Consider the following 20,797-nt stretch of genomic DNA (forward strand, 5'->3'; position numbering starts at 1 on the left):
GCTTCTACTAAATAGAATTTTCCTCGTCTACTATCGACAAAAAAAACTTTGCAATAATGGGCATGGCCCCTAAATTCTCTTTCTTGCTTTTTCTTTCCAGGCTTTCCAAAGAAATACATTTCTTCTTTAACAGGCTTTCACACCCGGCTTTGTCTTCCTGTGAAAATACATTTTCTTTCCAATAAGAAAGATATTCTTCTACGGTCTCTTCCTTTCGAAAAATACTGTAGTCACAGTGTGCAATTCCCGGCAAAGGAATATAATATCGTTGATTATAATAAGCCTTGTCTTCCCCCTCCTTCGGTACAGCCACTTGGAAATCGGGAAGATAAAGCAAATGAGGCGTAAAGGCCTTGATTTTCTTACTGTCATAAAAGGGATCCAGAGAAAAAACAGGGTTCACATGATCAAAGACCGTAGGGCTTACGATAATATCAGCCTGCAAGCTCTGTAAATTCAAACTTTCATACTCTAAAACGGAATACTTCTTTCGAAAGCTCTCCCCCTCATATAAGCGTTCTTTCAGCTCTCCCTTGACATTTTTAAATCCATAGGGCACCGGCAGGAGGTAAAGCTCCAGCTCTTCCGTTTCCGCCAAGATCCGAAAGCACTCTGCTAAGGTCTTTTCAAAACGCTCATAGGAATACGCCAAAAAGAGAACTCGCGGCTTCCAATCCTTCAAAAACTGCGTTTTAGACTCACACAAAACTCTTTGCACCAAAGGAAGCTTTTTCTTTAAATCGGGAATCCTTTCATTTTCCAAATCCTCATAGACTTGAAAAAGCAAGGCGCAAAACTCTTCCAAGAGCTTTACAGAGGAAAATTCCCCTCTGGTTTCAATGGCATTTCCTATAGCAAGAGCTTCTTCCTGACTGTTTTTACATAGCTCCTGCAGCTCCTCTTTATTAGTCGTCTTTTGCCCTGCCTCTTCCCAGAGCTGTTCCAGTTTTCCATAGCTTTCGATAATAAGATTTCTTAGATTTTTTCTGGGGTATTCTTCCAAATCCTCCTTGGAAAAGGAATATAAAAAGGGATTCTGCTCTCCCAGACTATTCTGAAAATTCGCTTCCGACTTTCGGTAAAAAGGATATTGATGTCCTCCCAAATTTTGTTTAGGAATTCTATAATCACCGTACTCCGCTTCCAGTACTTTTTCCTGCTCTGTAGGAACTGAAAATTCTTGTCCGTAAAGAGCAATCCGTTTTTCCTCTTTCCCTTGATACCAGCTTCTCTTCATTTTCCCTTTTCCATGCAAGGCATAGTCCGGCCCCCATGCGATGCACTCTGTATCCCTATCTCCCAAACAGCGATACAGACTGTCCATTGCGAAATAAATCTCTCCTAAAAAGCTGTTTCCCTCCTTAGGAAAAAGCTTGGGAACCTCGCCCCTCTCCCTCTTTAAGAAAGCTTCTATTTCCTCCGAAATGGCAACGATTTCCCTGTTCCATTTTTTATGAAGCTGACTATAGCTCTTGGTCTTCTCCCCTTCTACCGATTTCAAAAGGGAAGAAAGCTGATGAAACAAATATCTTCTCTCATCCTCTGTCTTATCCTCTAAAACATCCTCCAAAATGCATATATCCATTCCCGCATAAAAGGGAAACTGGTAAAAATAAGCTTGCTTCTCCGGGTTGAAGCCGGGCTCTTTCATCCCGATGGCAGCCATGGAGCTGGCGGTTTCTCTATCTTTCCCTACATAATAAAAGCCGATTTCCTCCGGCAGCTCTTCCTCAATACAAGCCGCCAAACGTCTAAAATCCTTTCTGTACATGGAAATATCCAGATCATCGTCCCAGGGAATAAATCCTTTATGCCGTACCGCACCGAGAAGGGAACCATAATCCAGAAAATAAGGGATAGCGTTCTTTTTACAAAATGCATCAAAAAAAGAAAGAAGCTGTAATTCTGCTGCCCAGGCTCGCTTCATAAGCCCCGGAACATAAAATCCCTCTATCACTTCATCTAAAAAAAACTCATTTTGAAATTCCAATTTTCCCTCCCGACAAGATACTCCCTCTGACAAAATGCTCTGTCTTAAAAGATTCTCTGTCTTAAAAGATTCTCTGTCTTAAAAGATTCTCTGTCCAACAAGATGCTTTAGCCCCTTCAGTTCCCCATAGTTTACTTATAAAGAACAAAAGGAGCGGCTGCTTTTACGCATCGCTCCAAAGATTTCCTTTCATTTTTCCTGCATCATGCTACTGAAGAGCATCATCTTTTTCCTTCCTTGGCGGCTTTTCGAAAAGCCCTACTCATCCTTTTTTCTTTTTCTGGCATGCTCAAAAATCAGTCGGAACACATGATTTCGTACCTCCGACTCCTCTCCGGAGCTCATTCGGAGGAAGCGAAGTCCATAGCCGTAGGTTCCCCGATCATTGGTCTTTACCCAAACCACCACCAGCTTCAACTCTCTATCCATCTTGTCAAAGCGGTAACGGAAATGAACAATATCATCTTCCTTCAAGGCTTCCCGGGTCTCCATAAAGATTCCCCCTGCACTTAAATTCCGGATAATGCCGAAAAAATGTACCTCTTCGTCCCCTTCTCCTTCTTTTACAAAGGGAAGCTCCATCGCTACGGATACGCGCACATCGTTTTGCCGCTGTACTACCCGAAGCACTTCCTTCACATCACAAATCCCCATCCAGGGATAGGGGCTGTCCGGAAAGGCAGGATTTCTTTTCATTACAACTTCCGCAAGAGTTACAATCATCCCCTGCTGCTTATCATAAAAATCTATTTCTGAAACAAAACGGCTGTCTTGAAACTTATAGCCTTTAAAGTAGAGAAAGATTTCCTCTCCCTGTAATTCCACATCCACCGGAAGGTTTCTATCCTCCTCCGGCCAATGAACCATGCCTCTATTGCAATCTCGTAATACCATCATTCTACTCCCTTAAATGAACAGCATTTGATCAATCCGAAATTTCCCCGATACGGGATGGCATCATCATCTGCATTTGTAATAGAGAAACTAAGCTTTGAAAGCTCTTTTTATCCAGTGTTACCGTACCATTGTCCGCTCCGTCTCCCGCTGCCGCTTCTCTCCCGGAATTTAAAAGCGCATTGCTAAGAATAGACTGAAGCACTCCGGAGAAAAGAACATTTTGACCTCCTGATAATCCCAGGCCGGAAAAGAGGTTGTTGGAAGAACCGCTTAAAGCCCCCAAGCCCCCTGTAGACAGCAAGCTGTTTGCGGAAATACTGCTTGAAGAGCTTCCGTAGCTACTTGTGCTGCTGCCCTGTCCGAAATAATTACTTTTTACATTGTACGCGGAATCCCCCAGATCAGCCATGATTTTCTTTACATAGTTCTGAGTCTCCTTATAGGGAGGCACTCCATTGTATTTTTTCACCGCGCCGGGGCCTGCATTGTAGGCAGCCAAAGCCAAAGGTACGGAACCGAAGCTTTTGATATTATCCCGTAACAACTTCGCTCCACCCATAATATTTTCATAGGGATCGAAAACATTCTTTACCCCCAGACTCTTGGCAGTGCCCGGCATGAGCTGCATAATTCCGGAAGCTCCTGCATGAGAAACATCGTTAGGATTAAAGTTTGACTCCGCCTTGGCAACCGCAATCAAAAGAGATTTGGATACCCCGTAGGTTCTGCTGGCTTCTTCAAAAATGGCATCATATTTAGCCGCACCTGCAGGCACGGACTTTTGCTTCTGCACATTTTGCATTACGGAGGCGAAAGAAGTTCCTGTGGTACCCTGTGTTTTTGTATTCAGTGCAGACTGCGCCTGCACAGCATTCTGATTCTGAATGTCATTTAAGATTGAAATTCCATTTGCCATCTAAATCTTTACCCTTTTCCTGTAAAATATATGGTGAAACGTCATTTGTTCCAGTTCTATTTGCACTATCTTTTCTTTTATCGGCAAGATGGGATGGTTTTATAAATCTTTACAGGGAATTTGCAAGGGAAAGTAGGAGTAGGACTCCTTTGCAGGTGTAGGCTACGTAAAGCAGGGAGTAGGACTCTTTTTCAGGGAGGCGGGAAATACGTAAAGCAGAGAAGTGGTACTCCTTTTCAGGCACGCTCTCGCTAAGCTCGGCTCGTAGCGGTACTAAGCACTAAGAAAAGCACTTAGTGCAAGTACCGACGGCCTCACATTGCCTTTAAAGGAGTACCACTTCTCTGCTTTACTGTATACTGCCACCCCCAAAAACAAATGACACTATCACATGTCGCGCCCCCTCACATTCCCTTTAAAGGAGTACCACTTCTCTGCTTTACTGTATACTGCCACTCCCAAAAAACAAATGACACTATCACATGTTGCGCCCCCTCACATTCCCTTTAAAGGAGTACTGCTCTCTACTTTACTGTATGTCGGTATACCGGAAAAGAAAAGAAGTCTCCCTTCCCTTGCCGGTTGCTCCAAACCTTTTTGCAAAAATTCCTCCTTTTCCTGAAACCCGAAGATTTTTTTATTGGAAAATCAAGCTTTTCCATCTCATTGAAAGGATTTTCTTTTTCACATTAGCACTTCAAGGCATTCCGGCAGAGGGGAGGAGTACTTCTTTTTGAAGGCAATGTGAGGCCATCGGTACTTGCTCGAAGGAAACGTAGTGCTTCGAGCTTAGTACCGCTATGAGCCGAGCTTAGCGGGAGCGTGCCTGAGAAAAGAAGTCTCCCTCCCCTTGCCGGTTTCCCTAACTCTTATTGCAGAAAATCTCTCCTTGACCATGCAAAGCTTCTTTTCCATTGAAAAAGCAAGGGCTTTCGCCCCTGCTTTTTATTATGCGGCAGCGCCGTCTGCTCCCAATACCACGCCTTCTACAGTGGTGTTCTTCAGCATTTTTCCCTGCCCGTCAAAGTAATATTTCTTTCCGTTAATCACCTGGAATCCGGTTTGCATAGCACCGGTCTTATCCATGTAGTACCATTCCTGATCCTTTAACAGCCAGCCAATCTGCATTTTTCCCTGCAAATCCTTATTCATATAGTACCACTGGCCTCGGCTGTTTTGCCACCATCCGAAAATCATATAGCCGTCTGTTCCGAAGAGGTACCAGGTTTCCGGATCCACCTGTAACCAAGTGTTTGCCGCCATGGTGCCGTCTTCCTTGAAAAAAGCATATTTATCCTCACCGGTTTTGGTGATTCCGGTTTGCATAACCCCCTGCTGATCCATAAAGAACCAAGCACCGTTACGCTCCAGCCAGCCCTTTTTCACTTTACCGTTTTCATCGATAAAGTACCAATGTCTTCCTACATATCGCCAGGAATTGGGGGCAACGCCGTTTCCTTCTAACAAAGCATCATCAATGCTTTTCTCATTTTCCGAAGCACTCACCGGATTGCTTCCCTCCGGCTCCTGTAGTTCTTCTGTGGAAGCGGTGACAAACTCTCCATCCTTCATATACTGCTTTTCCTCATCGGTGGAGGGAGTTGCCTTAACCTCATAATAATAGGTCTTTCGTAAATCCGACATCGCCTTGGATAAATCCAAAAATGTGGTCTTTACGTTGGTAAATTCGGTAATCTTCTTATCGTCCCCATACAATACCACCGTATAGGCAGGAGCATAGCTTACTTTTTTCCAAATCGCCATGGTATGGGCTTTGTTCCAACCGGCGCGGGAGGTTCTTCCCAACACCATTCGGGGAATGTAATCCAGCTTCAGCAAAAGCTCCGAGCCTCTGGGGCTGGCCTCCACAAAATTGGCACCGGAAACATTGACTTTGCTCTTATTGAAATTTGCAGCAAATACCTTGTTGTCCTTGGTTCCCAAAAGCACTTCCACTCTTACCTTCTGAGCCGGTACCCAGGATTCAAAATTTTTTCTATATTGGATGGAACGAATTTCCACATAATTCTCCAGCACCTTGATCTCAGGAGGAATAATTTCCTCCGCATCTCCGTACTGACTCTGGAAGTCAATGCTGACCGATTCCACCACGGTGGAATCCGCCGCTCTGGCCCTATTCTCAAATGGAATTAAGAAGAGCCACAGGAGTAATAAAAAGAGAATAAGTCGTTCCGCCAGCTCCAGGAATTGCATTTCTCTGCCCCCAAAGCCATTAGCGTCTTTTTCTTTTCCCTTCCATTTTCCTTCAAAATTGATCAGATCCTTCTTCTTCATCGCTATCTCCTTAAGCTTTCTTCTCCAATCTTCTCCATTTTCTCCATTGTATTTATCGGTTTTTTCTTAAATTTTATAAATTTAAAATTTCAATAAGTACAATGATTCTTGAAATTTCTTCACTAATCTTGAAAAAACTTTTTTCTAACTATCATAATACTTCTTTTTCGCAAAATACTCAATTCTATTTTCTTAATTATCCGTCAAAAAGTACATTTTTTGCAAAATACGCTTTTCCCAAAAAACTTTGATTGGGGCATAAAAATGATATGAGCTAAAATAATGACATGAGCTAAAACAATGATTTGACAAAATACCCCTTTATCTTCCAAATTCTCCCTGCAGGAAAATCCCGTCCCCATTTAAAGGAAAACCGCCTACAGAGGTATTTTTCAGCATTTCTCCGCTCTCCTCTTGGAAATAGCGCCAATCCCCGTCAATTTTCTGCCAACCGGTTTCCATGGCTCCATTGCTGTTTAAATAATAGGTCTTTTCGTTTCTGGTCAAGAAGCCGGTAAACATTACCCCCAATAAACTGTTGTCCAGTTCATTGCAGTAGTACCATCTGCCCTGCCAGAACAGCCAGCCGGTGTGCATTTTTCCGTCTGCTTCAAAATAATAATATCTGCCCTGGATGACTCTCCAGTCTCCGGAAAACATCTCTCCTGCCACTTGACCGTTGGCGGCCTCCGTCTCCGGAAGCAGATAATACCACCGGTCCTGATCCTTCACCCAGCCCACAGCCATGGCTCCGCTTTCCTGGAAGAAATACCATTTGTCCTGGATTTTCTGCCAGCCCTTCACCATCTTGCCGTCCGGCTGGAAATAGTACCAGTATCCGTCAATTTTTCCCCATCCCTTATAGAGCTCCCCACTGGGCAGGCGGAAAATATAGCTTCCGTCCGTTTCTTCCCAGCCGATTTTTTTCTCCGTTCCCGCTTGAACCTTCTCTCCTTCTTTTCCTTTACCGTCCGAAACATCTCTGTCTCGAATTTTCAAATCGGAGGATTCGGTATATCCGCTGCCTCTGGCATATTTTCTTTCCTTGGCATCCTTCACCAGGGTTTTTACCTTCACCATGTAACGTCCGGCCTTTGTCATATAAGGATAAAAATTATACTGATTTCCGGAAAGCTTTTCTATTTCGTGAATTCTGGTACCGTCTCGAAAAAGTTGAACCGAATAAACGCCGGAATCCACTTCTCCCGGTTGCCAACGAACAGATCCCAGGCTTTTCTCATTCCAGTCCACGGAAACCGGGGCGTCATAGGCTCCTTCCACGGCCTTCATTTTCAAAGTCAAAACCAGATCGTCACCCTCTCTTTTGGCGGAAACATAATATCCTCCCGTAATATGGAAGGAGCTGGCCCGATAGGAAGCCAGAAAATAATTGCCGGTCACATCAGTGGGGCTTAGGGTAAGCAGTAATTCCAATTCCTCTCCTACCTTAACGGTGGACTTATTCTGCCCTCCCCACTCTGCAGCGGTAATAGTAAAAAGAGAACTCTTTCCTCTTACGGTCACCTCATGCTTTTGAATTTCTCCCTTTTCGATGAAAATTTCTCCGGGACTGTCTCCTGACTCAAGCTTTGAGTAAATCTGAATGTGAATGCTGTTAATCGGTTTAGAAGCTGCAAAGCTCACCACGCCGCTGAAATACAAGAAAAAAAGGCATAGTCCTAAGAGAGCTATCCCTTTTTCCAAAAAACGCAAAAAATTGTCCTTCATGATTACTCCTCTTCTTAAGAAACTAAGAAGAGAGATTGTTTTTCCGTTCTTCCCTTCTTCGTTCCCGTTCTGCTCGATCCTTCTCCGGATCCCCGGTAAAGCCGAGGAAATAGATATAGATCTCCACTATCGCCTGAAACAATTCCTCAGGAATTTCTGCTCCCAGTTTCATTTGGGTAAGAAGAGAAGCCAAACTGTCGTCTTCATAGACGGGGACGCCTGACTTCATTGCGGTTTCCGTAATTTTTTCCGCCATGTGGCCCATACCGGCCGCCACAATCATAGGGGCGCCGTTTTTCTCATTATCATACTTTAAGGCTGCCGCCTTTTTCTCCATTATCTTACTAAAGTCTGCCACTTTCTCTCCTTTATTCCTGAAGATAGTATTCTATCGACAGTTTTTTCTTCCTTGAAAAGGACCTTTCCTTAACAAAATCCTTACACTTAAATTTACGACATATAACAAATAAGGCTCGATAATCCTTCCTTGAAGTTTACTCTACTTTGCTTTAAATCCTTACGTTTAAGCCCTTCTCCGCTTCCTTTATCTCCGGGAAAACTTCCTGAATCCGGAAGTCTCTGGTCTTCTGGTATACCCCAAGATTCGCTACGGAAAGCCCGTTTCTTCTTAAGATATGGGAAAGTACATCCTCCACATCCTTCTGCTTATCCATAAGCTCCTCCGGCATAAAGAGCTGTAAATCCACTCGCATGTCGGAAATACCGGAAATGATTTCAAAATTTCCCAGGCTTTGAATGTTGAACTTCAAAAGCATCTTGGTCAGCTTTCCGCCGGCACCGTCCTTTGCTTCCTGCTCTACCCACATCTCACTCATCACATCCTTATCATCGTAACGGAAAGGCATCACCAAATGCTGCAGGGGCATATATACACTTTCGTTGACCAATAAGCCGTGCAAAACCTCCTGGAAGTGGGAAATATTTTCCGTTCCCGCCTTTCCCTCCGCACCGGCCTTCAAAAAGTCCGTAAACAGCTTGGGGAAGGCATTCTCTTCCTGCCCTTTAACCTGATCTACGAGTTCCTTAAATGCTTCCTCCGGATTTCCCTTAAACAAAAGACGGAAGTCAGGATTATTCATCAAAGCATCCTTTTGCTTTGCCAAAAGCTCCTCGGAGCCGTTTTCATACTTAACCGCATACAAAATAAACATCACCACCGCATTTCTTACCGCCCCGTAGTCATGGGTTCTGGAAATGTAGTTGGACATGAAAGGAATAATCTGATTATTAATTAAGGAAGTATTTTCCTCCGTCTTTCCCGGCTCAGCCTGAAAATTAAGCTGGGACAGCAGGTCCTCAAACTCTCCCTGAAAGGAGGGAAGCAGCATCTTATCAATATCTCCCGCAATGGTTTCCATCTGCTGCAGAAAATGTCCGGAAGACGCGAAGTCGTTATAAGTCTTTCCGAAATTCAAAATCGCATTCTTTAAGGAAGGAGAAATATTGCTGCTTAACATTCCTCTTAAATTATTAAAGAGATTTCCGGAAAATTTGATCTGGGCCTTCTGCTGATCCTGTAAAAATGCTTTCAAATCCTCAGGGCTTTCCATCTCCATAGAAGAGAAAAGCTCCTCCATTACCTGACCGATTTCGCCCTTTTCCTGGGAAAGCGCCAGAGCGCCGTCACCAAAAAGCACCGTCTCCAATGCTTTAGGAAGATTCGCCGTTTGAGAAAGCTCCTTTAAAAAGGCGGCATAGTTCCCTTCAAAATCTACGCCGGAAAAGCTTCCCTCTCCGGTAGCGGTGCCGGTTTGTCCGGTATTCTGACCGTCTGCACGATTCACCGTACCCGGGGAAACCGGATTCTTTATAGAAGGATCTTGTGATATTCTCTGATTAATCGATGGATCCGGGGTAATCGGGGAAGAACTTACCTGTAAAATGTTTGCCATTTTCCCTCCTTGGATGTAAAATAAAATGATTTCAAAAAAATTGCAATTTTAATGGACTATTCCTTATATCGACAAAAAACTCGCCGATATAGTAGAGGAAGAAGGGGTTTCATTCATAAAATTTTTCTTGTGAAGGGAAGTATACCCCAAGAGTTTCTGATATGCAAGGAAGAAACTTGGAGCCATTTAACGGGAAAACCCAGGAGGACAAAAAATGAACTTTTCTATCAGACCTGATTTTAACACTCGAGTAGATTATCAAACTCGTCAGGCAGCACTACCACAGAAGCCGGTAGACCAGGTAGAAGCTACACAGAAAGCGGATGTAGACAGATTGTCCCTTTCTAAGGGAAACGTTGTAGACGACAGAAGCTTTGCAGCAGCTTTGTCTAAAGCTACCAACGACTCTCTTCGCGTAAGTGCCTCTGACAAAAGAGTAGCAGAACTTCATCAGCAAGTTCAGGCAGGAACCTATCGTCCTAATGCACAGCGTATCGCTGAGAAGATGTTAGGATATAAAGATTAATACAGAGGAAGAATTATGACTATTTCCAACAGAGAAAAGTGGGAACAGCTCCTGCCCGTATTTTCGGAGCTTTCCTCTCTTGTTTCTGCTTTATGTGACTTGGAGGATTCCTTAACTGTCTCCGCATCTAAAAATGATTTGGAGGAGTTAACCCGACTGGTCAGTGAAGCACAACCCACTCTGCTTCGTTTTCGAGGCTTAGAGCAAAAAAGAGTAAAGTTACAGAAAGAATGTGGATTTGCCCCTCGTTCCATGACGGAATTTCTAACCGGGATTCCGGAAGAATTGCGGGAGGATTGGGAGAATCCAATTGCAGATCTTCAGAATAATCTGAGACGCTTTATACATTCCAGAGAAAACGCCGATAGAATATTACAGGTTCGCATCAGCGACATTTCCCAGCAGCTTCAGGGACAGCCTGAAGTATCTTTCCGGGATAGAAGGGTGTAAGACTCTTCTCTTCCGGAGGGGAATGAACCTTAAGGCGTATTTTTTTTCGCCTATTTTTAGAAGTCTTAAATTTTAACAACCTTTTAGGAGGACACTATGGTAAGAGCAACCTTTTCCGGCTTTGATACAGCCCTTTCCGCACTGCGGATGAATCAGAAAAAATTAGATGTAGTTGGGCATAACTTAGCCAATATGAATACTGAGGGCTATACTCGTCAAGAGCTAAAGACCTCCTCTATTAACTATGAAAACCCAACCTCCTTTTACATGAATTCCAACGATGTAAATGTGGGCTTCGGTGTGGCCATGGATGAAGTACGCCAGTTAAGAGATCAGTTTTTGGACGGACAATACCGTACCCAAAACGGAAAATCCTCTTATAACGAGTCTATCGGAGAATCCTTGAAGTCTCTTTCTCTGTTTTTGGATGAGACCAAGGTAAACGGAATCCGTTCCTCCTTTGACGACATTCAGCGTTCCTTAACCAATATGCAGGACCCTTCCAAAGTACAGGACCCTGTTTATGAAGGTGAGTTAATGTCCAGAGTGCAGGCTATGACAACTCTGATGAACTCTGCTGCGGAGAGTATTCACCAAGCAGAAAAGAATGAGTTCCATAAGATTGACGGAACCAACACCTCCGAAAACGGTGCAATCCAAAAGATTAACTCTTTGGTTAGCGATATCGGAGACTTAAACAATCGAATCAAAAAGAATCAGCTTTTAGGAAACCCTGCATTAGAGTTACAGGATCAGAGAAACTTAAAGCTGGATGAGCTTTCCAAGTATGTTCCTATCGAAGTGGAGCATTTCTCCGAGGAATACAGCTCTCCTACCCCTCCCACAACCCGTTATCGTATCTATAACTACGATTCTGCAGGAAATGTAAAGGGACGTTCCGACTGGCCGGAGGATGTAAGAGTAAACCTTGTTTACCGTGACAGCAGTGCCGGAAACGGAACGGAAGTAAAGAAAATCACCCTGGTTAACGGTGCTATTGACGCAGACTTACAGGACGCTTCCGGAAAGCACAACAACGTAGGTAAGGTGGAGCTTGCAGCAGGAAGCATTGACGCACCTCTTAATACCAAGTTGAAGTTTACCGGCTTCCAGAAGAGAGGTGCGGCGGCAGATACCTTTACTACAGACACCAAGGACGTTCGTTTCTCCTCCGGATCCGTACAGGCCAGCCTGGATATGCTTTCCACCTCCGATGTACGTGCTTTGGTACGAGGCGGAGGAACCATTAACCTGGCAGACTTAAAGGCCAGCAATGAAATGAATTCCTACAGCTATGATTTCTATATGGGAAAACTGGACCTTTTGGCAGAGACCTTTACCAAGAACATGAACGAGGTAAATAAAAAGGGTAACACCAACTATGCCGGTGTAACCAACCCCAACCATGTCTTAATGATTAACAAGGATAATGCCGGTGGAAACGATCCCAGTAACGTTACCGCAGCCAATATCGGAATTTCCAGAGGCTGGGTAAACGGAACTACCCATATCGGAACCAACGGCTTTAGAAACGGTGCTTCTGCTACCAATCGAGGAGATACCACCGATACTGTTTTGGAAATGTTGGAGCAGATGACTTCTCCTATGATGAAGATGAACAACACCAAAACCAACTATGCGGATTACATGAACAATGTATCCACCACTTTGGCCACCGATTCCTATGCCAATAAGAATGCACAGGAAATCAACAAGGCAGTATTGGACGGAATCAATAATTCCAGAGATCAGCTTTCCGGCGTCAGCTTGGACGAAGAGGCGGCAAACATGATGACCTACTCCTCTTCTTACAACGCAGCGGCAAGACTGATGACCACATTGAATGATACCTTGGAAACCTTACTGGCTATTGGACGATAAGTAATTACAGGAGCTATCCCTGCTACAGGGGGAATGGCTCCTGTATTTTTATGTAACAATGCGGTAGCCATTCCCCCTGTATTTTTAAGAGTTTTTCTGAAAAATACTTATAGTTTAAGAAAAATAGCTCGATATATACTGTAATGAAAAAAGAGCTAAAACGGCTCTTCTTTCATCAGGGAAAGGATGCCCGGTAACATGCAAGAAGCAAAGGATAAACATCCGGAAAGAATGGAGTAAATCATGAGAGTAACAGCAAGAACCTATTATCAGGATTATGCAAAGTCCGTCGGAAATCTTCATGGCAAGTTAAACGAGTCTATGGAGCAGGTTTCCACCGGAAGAAAATACAAGGCAGCCGATGAGAACCCCATTGCTTACTATGCCGGAAAGCGAATGGACAATCAGTACATGGATGCCGAGTCAAAGAAAGGCATAATCGACGACGTAAAGAATCGTTTGTACCAGCAGGAAAAAGGTGCATTAAGCATTCAGGAAGATATGCGTGCCGTTAATACCAAGGTGCTCGCTATCTCTAACGATAGCCAGAATGCTAATGAAGGAACTGTGGGAACCTATGAAACAGAGTTTACCCAGCGTCTTCATTCCGTAGTAAACACCTTGAATTCCCAGTATGACAACTTCTATGTCTATGGCGGAAACGATATGACCACCGTTCCCTTCTCCTTAAAGGAGGATTTAAACGGTACCAACCCAAGTATTACCCTGACCTATACCCACAAATTCCCGGGAGACAGCAAAGCCACAGAGCTGAACATTAAGTACAGCTATGACGGAACAAACTACAAGAATGAGTTCTCCGGTACCGATGCGGACGGGAATGCCCTCAATGAAAATGATAGCTTGAAGATGATTCTTTCCGCTATGAGAGAGCAGGGAAAAATGAGTACCGGCTACGGTTCTTTAAGAGACAGAAGTACTCTTTTAGATACCTACACCGGCGGTTTAAACATGATTACCGGACTTTCCTCCGATACTCTGAGAGGTCTTAGTGATGCGGATGCCATCCAGAGAATCAAAGGTGCCTCTAACGGAGGTCCTGTTGTAGCCGAGGAAGATTCCTTGGTAAACAGCCCGGTAGCCTTAATGTCTAAGGCAATTTTAACTTCCAACCAGTATAGGGAAGCCTTAAAAACAAATACAAATGTGTCTACAGCGAAATCTCGTTTTCATAAAGATATGTCCGACTTCATCAACCAAAATGATGATGCGGAGGCAAGAGTCAGCGACAGCTACAGAGAATTGGGTATTAAGTATGCCGCACTGGAAACTACCCAGAGTAAGTTAGATATTACGATGGATACTCTCCAGGAGGAATATACCTCTAAGCTGGGTGTGGACCCCTATGATGCAGTAGTGAAGATGTATTCCTACCAATACAGCTACAATGCCGCAATGAAGGTTGGTTCCAACATCATGCAGTCTTCTTTATTTGATTTCGTTGGTAGATAAAAAGAACAGGTCATCTCTCCATTAACCTGACCACGGCAAGGCGATTGCTATAGTTTCTATAGCAGGTTGGAAACAGGGAGGCGAGTATGGGACAACTCATCAAAGTAAGTACGACTGACTTTAAAGCGATTCACCTAAGCAGTGGTGGAAAGCTGGTCCCTTCCGATCAAATTGACCAAGCACGAGGGAGAGCGCTTCGTCTAAGTACCATTGAAGCACAAAAAGCCGGAAAACAGGATGCTGCTGCTTTGCAGTATAAGGTAAACCGGCAATACCAAAGAGTAGAAAACCATTTGGCTTACTACTCCGCCATGCAGGCTGTCTCTGCCAAAAGAACGGAGACGGGCACAGATTCCTTACCCCTTACAGGAGCTGATACCCAATCCCCAAATCTCTATATCCAAGGCAATAAACAAAGAGCAGCTGCAGAAACACTGGAGATTTTAGAATCTCAAAGAGCTATGAGACAAGAAAAAACAGCCGGCTATCTTCAGGATCGGGGAGCCTTTGAAATGCGGGTACACAAGGGAGATTTATCTTTTCTTCCCGCGATGGATATGACCATCGTAACCCAAATGCCGGACATTAAATTCGAGTATACCGGAGATTTTATCTATTTTCCGAAAAAACCCGATATGGGCGGATCCATAGATTTAGAAAGCTGAAATCTTACAGAAGTCCCTTGCTTTTGGCAGGCGGCATAGGATAACAGCCGACCCTCTCTCCGAAAGGAGGGAGGGAAATCTCCAAAAAATTACAAACATGATCATTATTATTCTATGGAGGAAATTATGCAATTACATACCAAGGACTATGGCGTTATCGATTATGAGGAGAAGGATTTGTTTCATTTCCCTGATGGGCTTTTCGGCTTTTCAGAGGTGCAGCACTATCTTCCCTTATGTTTAAACGAAGAGGAAGATTCTACCATTCTTCTTTTACAGGGAGTTGAGAATCCCGAAGTGGCTTTTGTTGTCATCAATCCATTCTCATTGGATCCTGACTATGCTCCAAACCTTACCGAGGAAGAGCTTACTTACTTAGGGGTTAAGGATGCGGAAGAATTAAGCTACTATGTGACCTGCGTTTTACAGGCAGACTACCTGGACAACACCGTAAATTTGAAGTGTCCTTTGGTGATTAATCCAGAGAATCATAAGGGCATGCAAGTAATACTTGAAGCAAGCGGATACGAATACAAGCACACTCTGGGCAGCTTTGAATCTGTACAGGCAAAGCAGAAGGCTGCCGTATAAGATAGCCCGGAGGAGTTTCCACAGGGATGTGGAAGAAAGAGGTGAAGGAAAACCATGTTAATTTTAAGAAGAAAAAAGAATGAAAGCATTTTAATCGGCGATAATATTCGTCTTACGGTAATTGAAACTGCCGCTGACGGCGTTCGTATTGCCATTGATGCTCCAAAACATATCTCCATCTTACGGGAGGAGTTATCCCATGCGGAAGAAGCTAACCGCTCTGCTGTTGCAGGCGATTCCAATGCAATCTTCCAGTTACAAAACGGTTTATTAAAAAATCTTGCCGTAAGCAAACCAGAATGATCATAAGAAAGTCCCCGGAGAATTCTCCGGGGACTTTTGTTTTATGTTCTACTATTTATTTCGCTCTATATGCTACTTTATGTTCTTATCCTGCTCCTTTAACGATTCCTGCTCCATGGCTTTTGCCCTCTTTACCCTGGCTTTCTGCTCTCTTTTATGGAGAAAAATCAGGAGAAAGACGATAGCTGCAATTCCTATAATCTGAGGACTGTACACAAGGATTAGGAAAAGAAGAGCTTCAAAGAACCATTTGATACCGTAAAGATTTTCTTTAAATCCCGTCTTCAATCTATCCTTAAAACCTTCCGCCTTCTGCTCTCTTGCCTCCGGCTTTGACTTTTCCGTCAAAGTCAGGTTTAAGGTGGCAAAGTTAATCCTGTTGTCATATTCCAGAATTTGGCTTCCGTAATTCTCCAACTGATAGCGTATCTCAGTTAAACGATTTTCCAAAATCAGAAGCTGATCCAGATTTTCCGCCTTGTCCATCAAAGCCAGAACCCTCTCCTGCTCCTTTTCTAAAGAGTTCTTATGAGCCTGGGCATCATGGTACTGTAAACGAACATCTTCCAGACTCTCGTTGCGAGACTTAATTTGTCCCTCTCCTTCCACGAAAGTAAGGAATTCATCCATCTTATCCTTTGGAATACGAATGGTAAAATACATCCTACTAAAGTCGCTATAGCTGTCGTCATCCTGAAAATCCTCTGATTCCACATAGCCGGACATTGCTTTCACTTTTTCTCGAAGCGCCTTTGCTTTTTCCGGAATATCCTTTGTATCGATTTCCATATTCACGGTACGAATCTTTTTTTCCGAAATCTGAACATTGGAGTCCTCCGTAACATCGGGAGTATTGGAATCAGGCGTATTGGAATCAGTATTGCTTACTTCCGGAACGGTCTCCTCAGCGGCTTCTCCCTGAGAGGCTCCGGGAACTTCATTTTCCTTAGTAATTACAGAATCCTTTCCGGCACTGGATTTTGCCACCTGTGCTCCTGCAAAAGCTGCTTCATCAGATCTTTCAGCCTCTGCATCCCCATATACCCCACTCTTAATAGAGTTATCCTCTCTATAGCTTGTGTCTTTTCTTGCTCCGCTACAAGCTGTCAATACTCCTGCGGATAAAATGGCGGCACAATATCCTATTGCCAAAATAGATATTTTTCTCTTTTCCTTCCTTTTTTTCATAATTTCCTCCTTGGCATATGCCCTGATGTTGCAGGTCAGTCTTTTCCTTCTTAACAAGTATCACCGGCGTAATATGCGGTATCTCGTTGACCAGAAAGTACTGCAATATTCTTCTCTCTACCTTATAAACGGTAAAAGGAAGGAATTGGTCACATATTCTCTTATTTTTAATGAAAATATTTCTTAGCCTTTCAGACCTATGCTGTATGAAAGTGCTTCAAATTTTCCAAAAAAAGAGAGGCACTTCGCCTCCCTTTTTTTAAGCTAAGTTTATAACTCGTTTTCGCCCTCTTTAATTGCTCTCAGGGCTGCGGATAATCCGGATAATCCCTTGGGATCCGCATCAAAAATCTCTTCTGTGCTTAAAGGTTCATTTACCTCATTGCTAAGCACGTCGGAAGTATCTACCACTTCTTCCTTATCTGTAGAAAGTTTAACGTTTCTATATCGACGCATTCCTGTACCTGCAGGAATCAGCTTACCGATAATAACGTTTTCTTTCAAACCGATGAGGTGGTCAATCTTACCGTTGATAGCCGCTTCAGTAAGAACCTTGGTGGTCTCCTGGAAGGATGCTGCAGACATGAAGGAATCGGTAGCCAAGGAAGCCTTGGTAATTCCCAACATGGTTCTCTTTCCTTCTGCAGGTACCTTTCCTTCTGCAATGAGTCTCTCATTTTCATCTTCGAAGTCTAAACGATCAACAGTGGTTCCCGGGATAAAGCGGGAATCTCCTGCTTCATTGACACGCTCTTTCTTCATCATCTGGTGCACAATCATCTCGATATGCTTATCGTTGATTTCTACACCCTGTAAACGATATACTCTCTGCACTTCGGAAATCATGTATTCCTGTACAGCCTTAACACCCTTAATCTTCAGAAGATCATGAGGATTGATGGAACCTTCGGTTAATACATCTCCGGCTTCCAGAACCTGTCCATCTGTAACCTTTAAACGAGATCCGTAAGGAATCAGGTAAGTCTTGGACTGAGCCTTTTCGTTGTCGGTTACGATAACCTCTCTCTTCTTCTTGGTGTCACGAATTTCCACAACACCCGGAATCTCCGTAAGAATTGCGAGTCCCTTCGGCTTTCTGGCCTCGAACAACTCCTCTACACGGGGAAGACCTTGGGTGATATCTCCACCTGCCACACCTCCGGTATGGAAGGTTCTCATGGTCAGCTGTGTTCCCGGTTCTCCGATGGACTGAGCCGCGATGGTTCCTACTGCCTCTCCCACTTCAACCGGCTTTCCTGTTGCCAGGTTTGCTCCGTAACACTTTGCGCAGATACCGGACTTGGAACGACAGGTCAATACGGTACGGATTCGAATGGACTTTCTGCCCATCTTGTTTAAAGCATCCATAACCTGTGGCGCTCTCTTCGGTGTTACCATGTGGTTCGCCTTGATAACCATATTTCCGGTTTCCGGATCAATGATATCCTCCGCTACATAACGGCCGGTGATTCTCTCCTGTAAGGACTCAATCTTTTCCTGTCCGTCGGAAAGCTCTGTAATCTCTAAGGAAGGAATAGTCTCTCTTCCCTCGGAGCAATCCAGATCACGGATAATTAAATCCTGGGATACGTCTACCAAACGTCTTGTTAAGTATCCGGAGTCCGCTGTACGAAGAGCGGTATCGGAAAGTCCCTTACGTGCTCCGTGGGCGGAGATAAAGTACTCCAATACATCCAGACCTTCACGGAAGTTGGACTTAATGGGAAGTTCGATAGTCTTACCGGTTGTATCCGCCATGAGTCCACGCATTCCGGCAAGCTGCTTAATCTGCTTATCGGATCCACGGGCTCCGGAGTCCGCCATCATGAAGATGTTGTTGTAGTTATCCAGTCCTGTTAAGAGGTCATGGGTAAGCTGTTCATCGGTGTTCTTCCAGGTCTCGATAACTTCCTTGTAACGCTCTTCTTCAGTAATCAAACCTCTGCGGAAGTTCTTGGCAATCCTGTCCACAGTCTTCTGTGCCTCTTCCAGGAGCGTTTCCTTGGTCTCGGGAACGGTCATATCGTGGATGGATACGGTCATGGCTGCTCTTGTAGAGAACTTATAACCGATGGACTTAATATCATCCAAGGTTAAAGCGGTCTGCATAGCCCCATGCACATCCATTACCTTTTCCAGAATCTGCTTTAGATTCTTCTTCTTTACCAGGAAATTGATTTCCGGAAGGAAACGATTCTCAGGTAAAGAACGGTCAATAAATCCTAAATCCTGCGGAATAATCTCATTGAAGAGAAGTCTTCCTACAGTGGTCTCGATAATACCTTCTTCTTCCTTCTTGCTGCCGTCTTCCTGTAAGAATTCCTTCTTTACCTTGCAACGGATCTTCGCATGAAGGGTTACATAGTGGTTCTCATAAGCCAAAATAGCTTCATTGATAGACTTGAAGAGCATTCCCTCTCCCTTGTCTCCTTCTCTTTCCTGGGTTAAATAATACACACCCAGTACCATATCCTGAGAAGGTACCGCAACCACACCACCGTCAGAAGGCTTTAAAAGGTTGTTGGGAGAAAGTAACATAAAACGACACTCCGCCTGTGCTTCCTGTGTTAAAGGAAGATGGATCGCCATCTGGTCTCCATCGAAGTCCGCGTTGAAGGCCGCACAAACCAGCGGGTGAAGCTTAATCGCCTTACCCTCTACCAGAATCGGCTCGAAGGCCTGAATTCCCAAACGGTGCAGGGTAGGGGCACGGTTTAACATAACCGGGTGCTCTTTAATAACATCTTCCAAGATATCCCAAACCAATGGATCCAGTCTTTCCACCATCTTCTTGGCATTCTTAATGTTATGAGACTTGTTGCTCTTTACCAGCTCCTTCATAACAAAGGGCTTAAAGAGCTCGATAGCCATCTCCTTAGGCACACCGCACTGATAAATCTTTAATTCCGGTCCTACTACGATTACGGAACGTCCGGAGTAGTCCACACGCTTTCCTAAAAGGTTCTGACGGAAACGTCCCTGCTTACCCTTTAACATATCGGAAAGGGACTTTAAAGCACGGTTTCCGGGACCGGTTACAGGACGTCCTCTTCTGCCGTTATCGATCAGGGCATCCACCGCCTCCTGCAACATTCTCTTCTCGTTACGCACGATAATTTCCGGTGCTCCCAGCTCCAAGAGTCTTGCCAGACGGTTGTTTCTATTAATAATTCTACGATACAGGTCATTTAAGTCGGAGGTAGCAAAACGTCCGCCATCCAGCTGTACCATAGGACGTAAATCGGGAGGAATTACAGGAAGGTTGGAAAGAATCATCCACTCCGGCTTATTTCCGGAGGAACGGAAGGCTTCCACCACTTCCAAACGCTTTACGATACGGGCTCTCTTCTGTCCGGAGGAGCTGTCCAGCTCTCCACGAAGGTCCGTATACTCCTTCTCCAGATCAATGTTGGAAAGCAGCTCATATACCGCTTCCGCACCCATTCCTACTCTGAAGTTGCCGTAACCGTACTGCTCTACGGCATCTCTATATTCCTTCTCGGAAAGCACATCCTTATAGTTTAATCCCGTTTCCATGGGATCCAGAACCACGTAGGAGGCAAAATACAGAACTCTTTCCAGAATTCTGGGACTGATATCCAAAATAAGTCCCATACGGGAAGGAATTCCCTTGAAGTACCAAATGTGGGATACGGGAGCCGCTAAGGCGATATGCCCCATCCGCTCTCTACGTACAGAAGACTTGGTAACCTCTACACCGCAACGATCACAAATCACACCCTTGTAGCGAATCTTCTTATATTTTCCACAGTGACATTCCCAGTCCTTTACCGGTCCGAAAATTCTTTCGCAGAATAATCCGTCCTTCTCCGGCTTCAGGGTTCTATAGTTAATGGTTTCCGGCTTCTTTACTTCTCCATAGGACCAGTCCAGAATTTTTTCCGGGGAAGCCAAACCAATTTTTATGGAATCAAATTGTACCGGCTCATTTCCACTTTGAAAGTTTGCCATTTTTCCTCC

Annotated in this window: 16 protein-coding genes; 7 read left to right on the forward strand and 9 right to left on the reverse strand. The window is 44.2% G+C overall.

Features of this window, described 5'->3' with window-relative positions:
• Positions 1-7: 7 nt before the first annotated feature.
• The 7 genes from RYO92_RS03460 to RYO92_RS03490 all read right to left on the reverse strand — a co-directional run bounded on the left by RYO92_RS03460 (position 8) and on the right by RYO92_RS03490 (position 9,739).
• Complete coding sequence (locus RYO92_RS03460; RefSeq protein ID WP_315369501.1) at positions 8-1,990, reverse strand: LicD family protein; 1,983 nt, start codon at positions 1,988-1,990, stop codon at positions 8-10.
• A 258-nt stretch (positions 1,991-2,248) separates the two neighbouring features.
• A complete protein-coding gene (locus RYO92_RS03465; RefSeq protein WP_308579123.1) occupies positions 2,249-2,887 on the reverse strand; it encodes a PilZ domain-containing protein in 639 nt (212 codons plus the stop codon).
• 28 nt (positions 2,888-2,915) lie between these two features.
• Positions 2,916-3,803, reverse strand: coding sequence for a lytic transglycosylase domain-containing protein (locus tag RYO92_RS03470; RefSeq protein ID WP_315369502.1), 888 nt, complete (start codon positions 3,801-3,803; stop codon positions 2,916-2,918).
• Between the two features lie 948 nt (positions 3,804-4,751).
• Positions 4,752-6,098: an N-acetylmuramoyl-L-alanine amidase family protein gene (locus RYO92_RS03475; RefSeq protein WP_315369503.1), complete on the reverse strand. Its 1,347-nt coding sequence runs from the start codon at positions 6,096-6,098 to the stop codon at positions 4,752-4,754.
• A 321-nt stretch (positions 6,099-6,419) separates the two neighbouring features.
• Positions 6,420-7,826 (reverse strand): N-acetylmuramoyl-L-alanine amidase family protein, encoded by a 1,407-nt coding sequence (locus tag RYO92_RS03480; protein WP_315369504.1) that lies wholly within the window; start codon positions 7,824-7,826, stop codon positions 6,420-6,422.
• Positions 7,827-7,848: 22 nt separating this feature from the next.
• Entirely contained in the window at positions 7,849-8,184 is a 336-nt protein-coding gene (locus RYO92_RS03485; RefSeq protein WP_007157565.1) for an EscU/YscU/HrcU family type III secretion system export apparatus switch protein, read from the reverse strand.
• Between the two features lie 151 nt (positions 8,185-8,335).
• Complete coding sequence (locus RYO92_RS03490) at positions 8,336-9,739, reverse strand: hypothetical protein (protein ID WP_315369505.1); 1,404 nt, start codon at positions 9,737-9,739, stop codon at positions 8,336-8,338.
• 214 nt (positions 9,740-9,953) lie between these two features.
• On the opposite strand from RYO92_RS03490, the gene RYO92_RS03495 reads away from it, so the two are divergent.
• The 7 genes from RYO92_RS03495 to csrA all read left to right on the forward strand — a co-directional run bounded on the left by RYO92_RS03495 (position 9,954) and on the right by csrA (position 15,628).
• The gene (locus tag RYO92_RS03495; protein ID WP_007157568.1) at positions 9,954-10,265 is read left to right on the forward strand and encodes a flagellar biosynthesis anti-sigma factor FlgM; all 312 of its coding nucleotides are present in this window, start codon (positions 9,954-9,956) and stop codon (positions 10,263-10,265) included.
• Positions 10,266-10,280: 15 nt separating this feature from the next.
• The gene (locus tag RYO92_RS03500; protein WP_314833767.1) at positions 10,281-10,715 is read left to right on the forward strand and encodes a flagellar protein FlgN; all 435 of its coding nucleotides are present in this window, start codon (positions 10,281-10,283) and stop codon (positions 10,713-10,715) included.
• Between the two features lie 96 nt (positions 10,716-10,811).
• Positions 10,812-12,596, forward strand: coding sequence for a flagellar hook-associated protein FlgK (locus tag RYO92_RS03505; protein ID WP_304071470.1), 1,785 nt, complete (start codon positions 10,812-10,814; stop codon positions 12,594-12,596).
• Positions 12,597-12,839: 243 nt separating this feature from the next.
• Entirely contained in the window at positions 12,840-14,069 is a 1,230-nt protein-coding gene (locus RYO92_RS03510) for a hypothetical protein (RefSeq protein WP_315369506.1), read from the forward strand.
• 86 nt (positions 14,070-14,155) lie between these two features.
• Complete coding sequence (locus tag RYO92_RS03515) at positions 14,156-14,734, forward strand: hypothetical protein (RefSeq protein WP_315369507.1); 579 nt, start codon at positions 14,156-14,158, stop codon at positions 14,732-14,734.
• A 126-nt stretch (positions 14,735-14,860) separates the two neighbouring features.
• Positions 14,861-15,325 carry a flagellar assembly protein FliW gene (fliW, locus tag RYO92_RS03520; protein ID WP_040649253.1) on the forward strand — a complete coding sequence of 155 codons (465 nt, stop codon included), beginning with the start codon at positions 14,861-14,863 and terminating at the stop codon, positions 15,323-15,325.
• 54 nt (positions 15,326-15,379) lie between these two features.
• Positions 15,380-15,628 carry a carbon storage regulator CsrA gene (gene csrA / locus RYO92_RS03525; RefSeq protein WP_007157574.1) on the forward strand — a complete coding sequence of 83 codons (249 nt, stop codon included), beginning with the start codon at positions 15,380-15,382 and terminating at the stop codon, positions 15,626-15,628.
• Positions 15,629-15,700: 72 nt separating this feature from the next.
• Here csrA and RYO92_RS03530 read toward each other — a convergent pair whose 3' ends face one another.
• Together RYO92_RS03530 and rpoC are read right to left on the reverse strand one after the other, a co-directional pair.
• On the reverse strand, positions 15,701-16,816 hold the full coding sequence (locus RYO92_RS03530; RefSeq protein ID WP_315369509.1) for a DUF4349 domain-containing protein: 1,116 nt from the start codon (positions 16,814-16,816) through the stop codon (positions 15,701-15,703).
• Positions 16,817-17,086: 270 nt separating this feature from the next.
• Entirely contained in the window at positions 17,087-20,788 is a 3,702-nt protein-coding gene (gene rpoC / locus RYO92_RS03535; protein ID WP_308579129.1) for a DNA-directed RNA polymerase subunit beta', read from the reverse strand.
• Positions 20,789-20,797 lie beyond the last annotated feature (9 nt).

This window comes from Oribacterium sinus, assembly GCF_963553175.1.
GTDB classification, from domain to species: domain Bacteria; phylum Bacillota; class Clostridia; order Lachnospirales; family Lachnospiraceae; genus Oribacterium; species Oribacterium sinus_B.

Bases quoted from the DNA above. Each gene is read 5' to 3' on its own strand.
- RYO92_RS03465 (WP_308579123.1), bottom strand. From the start codon at position 2,887: ATGATGGTATTACGAGATTGCAATAGAGGCATGGTTCATTGGCCGGAG.
- RYO92_RS03470 (WP_315369502.1), bottom strand. From the start codon at position 3,803: ATGGCAAATGGAATTTCAATCTTAAATGACATTCAGAATCAGAATGCT.
- RYO92_RS03475 (WP_315369503.1), bottom strand. From the start codon at position 6,098: ATGAAGAAGAAGGATCTGATCAATTTTGAAGGAAAATGGAAGGGAAAA.
- RYO92_RS03480 (WP_315369504.1), bottom strand. From the start codon at position 7,826: ATGAAGGACAATTTTTTGCGTTTTTTGGAAAAAGGGATAGCTCTCTTA.
- RYO92_RS03490 (WP_315369505.1), bottom strand. From the start codon at position 9,739: ATGGCAAACATTTTACAGGTAAGTTCTTCCCCGATTACCCCGGATCCA.
- RYO92_RS03495 (WP_007157568.1), top strand. From the start codon at position 9,954: ATGAACTTTTCTATCAGACCTGATTTTAACACTCGAGTAGATTATCAA.
- RYO92_RS03500 (WP_314833767.1), top strand. From the start codon at position 10,281: ATGACTATTTCCAACAGAGAAAAGTGGGAACAGCTCCTGCCCGTATTT.
- RYO92_RS03505 (WP_304071470.1), top strand. From the start codon at position 10,812: ATGGTAAGAGCAACCTTTTCCGGCTTTGATACAGCCCTTTCCGCACTG.
- RYO92_RS03510 (WP_315369506.1), top strand. From the start codon at position 12,840: ATGAGAGTAACAGCAAGAACCTATTATCAGGATTATGCAAAGTCCGTC.
- RYO92_RS03515 (WP_315369507.1), top strand. From the start codon at position 14,156: ATGGGACAACTCATCAAAGTAAGTACGACTGACTTTAAAGCGATTCAC.
- fliW (WP_040649253.1), top strand. From the start codon at position 14,861: ATGCAATTACATACCAAGGACTATGGCGTTATCGATTATGAGGAGAAG.
- csrA (WP_007157574.1), top strand. From the start codon at position 15,380: ATGTTAATTTTAAGAAGAAAAAAGAATGAAAGCATTTTAATCGGCGAT.
- RYO92_RS03530 (WP_315369509.1), bottom strand. From the start codon at position 16,816: ATGAAAAAAAGGAAGGAAAAGAGAAAAATATCTATTTTGGCAATAGGA.
- rpoC (WP_308579129.1), bottom strand. From the start codon at position 20,788: ATGGCAAACTTTCAAAGTGGAAATGAGCCGGTACAATTTGATTCCATA.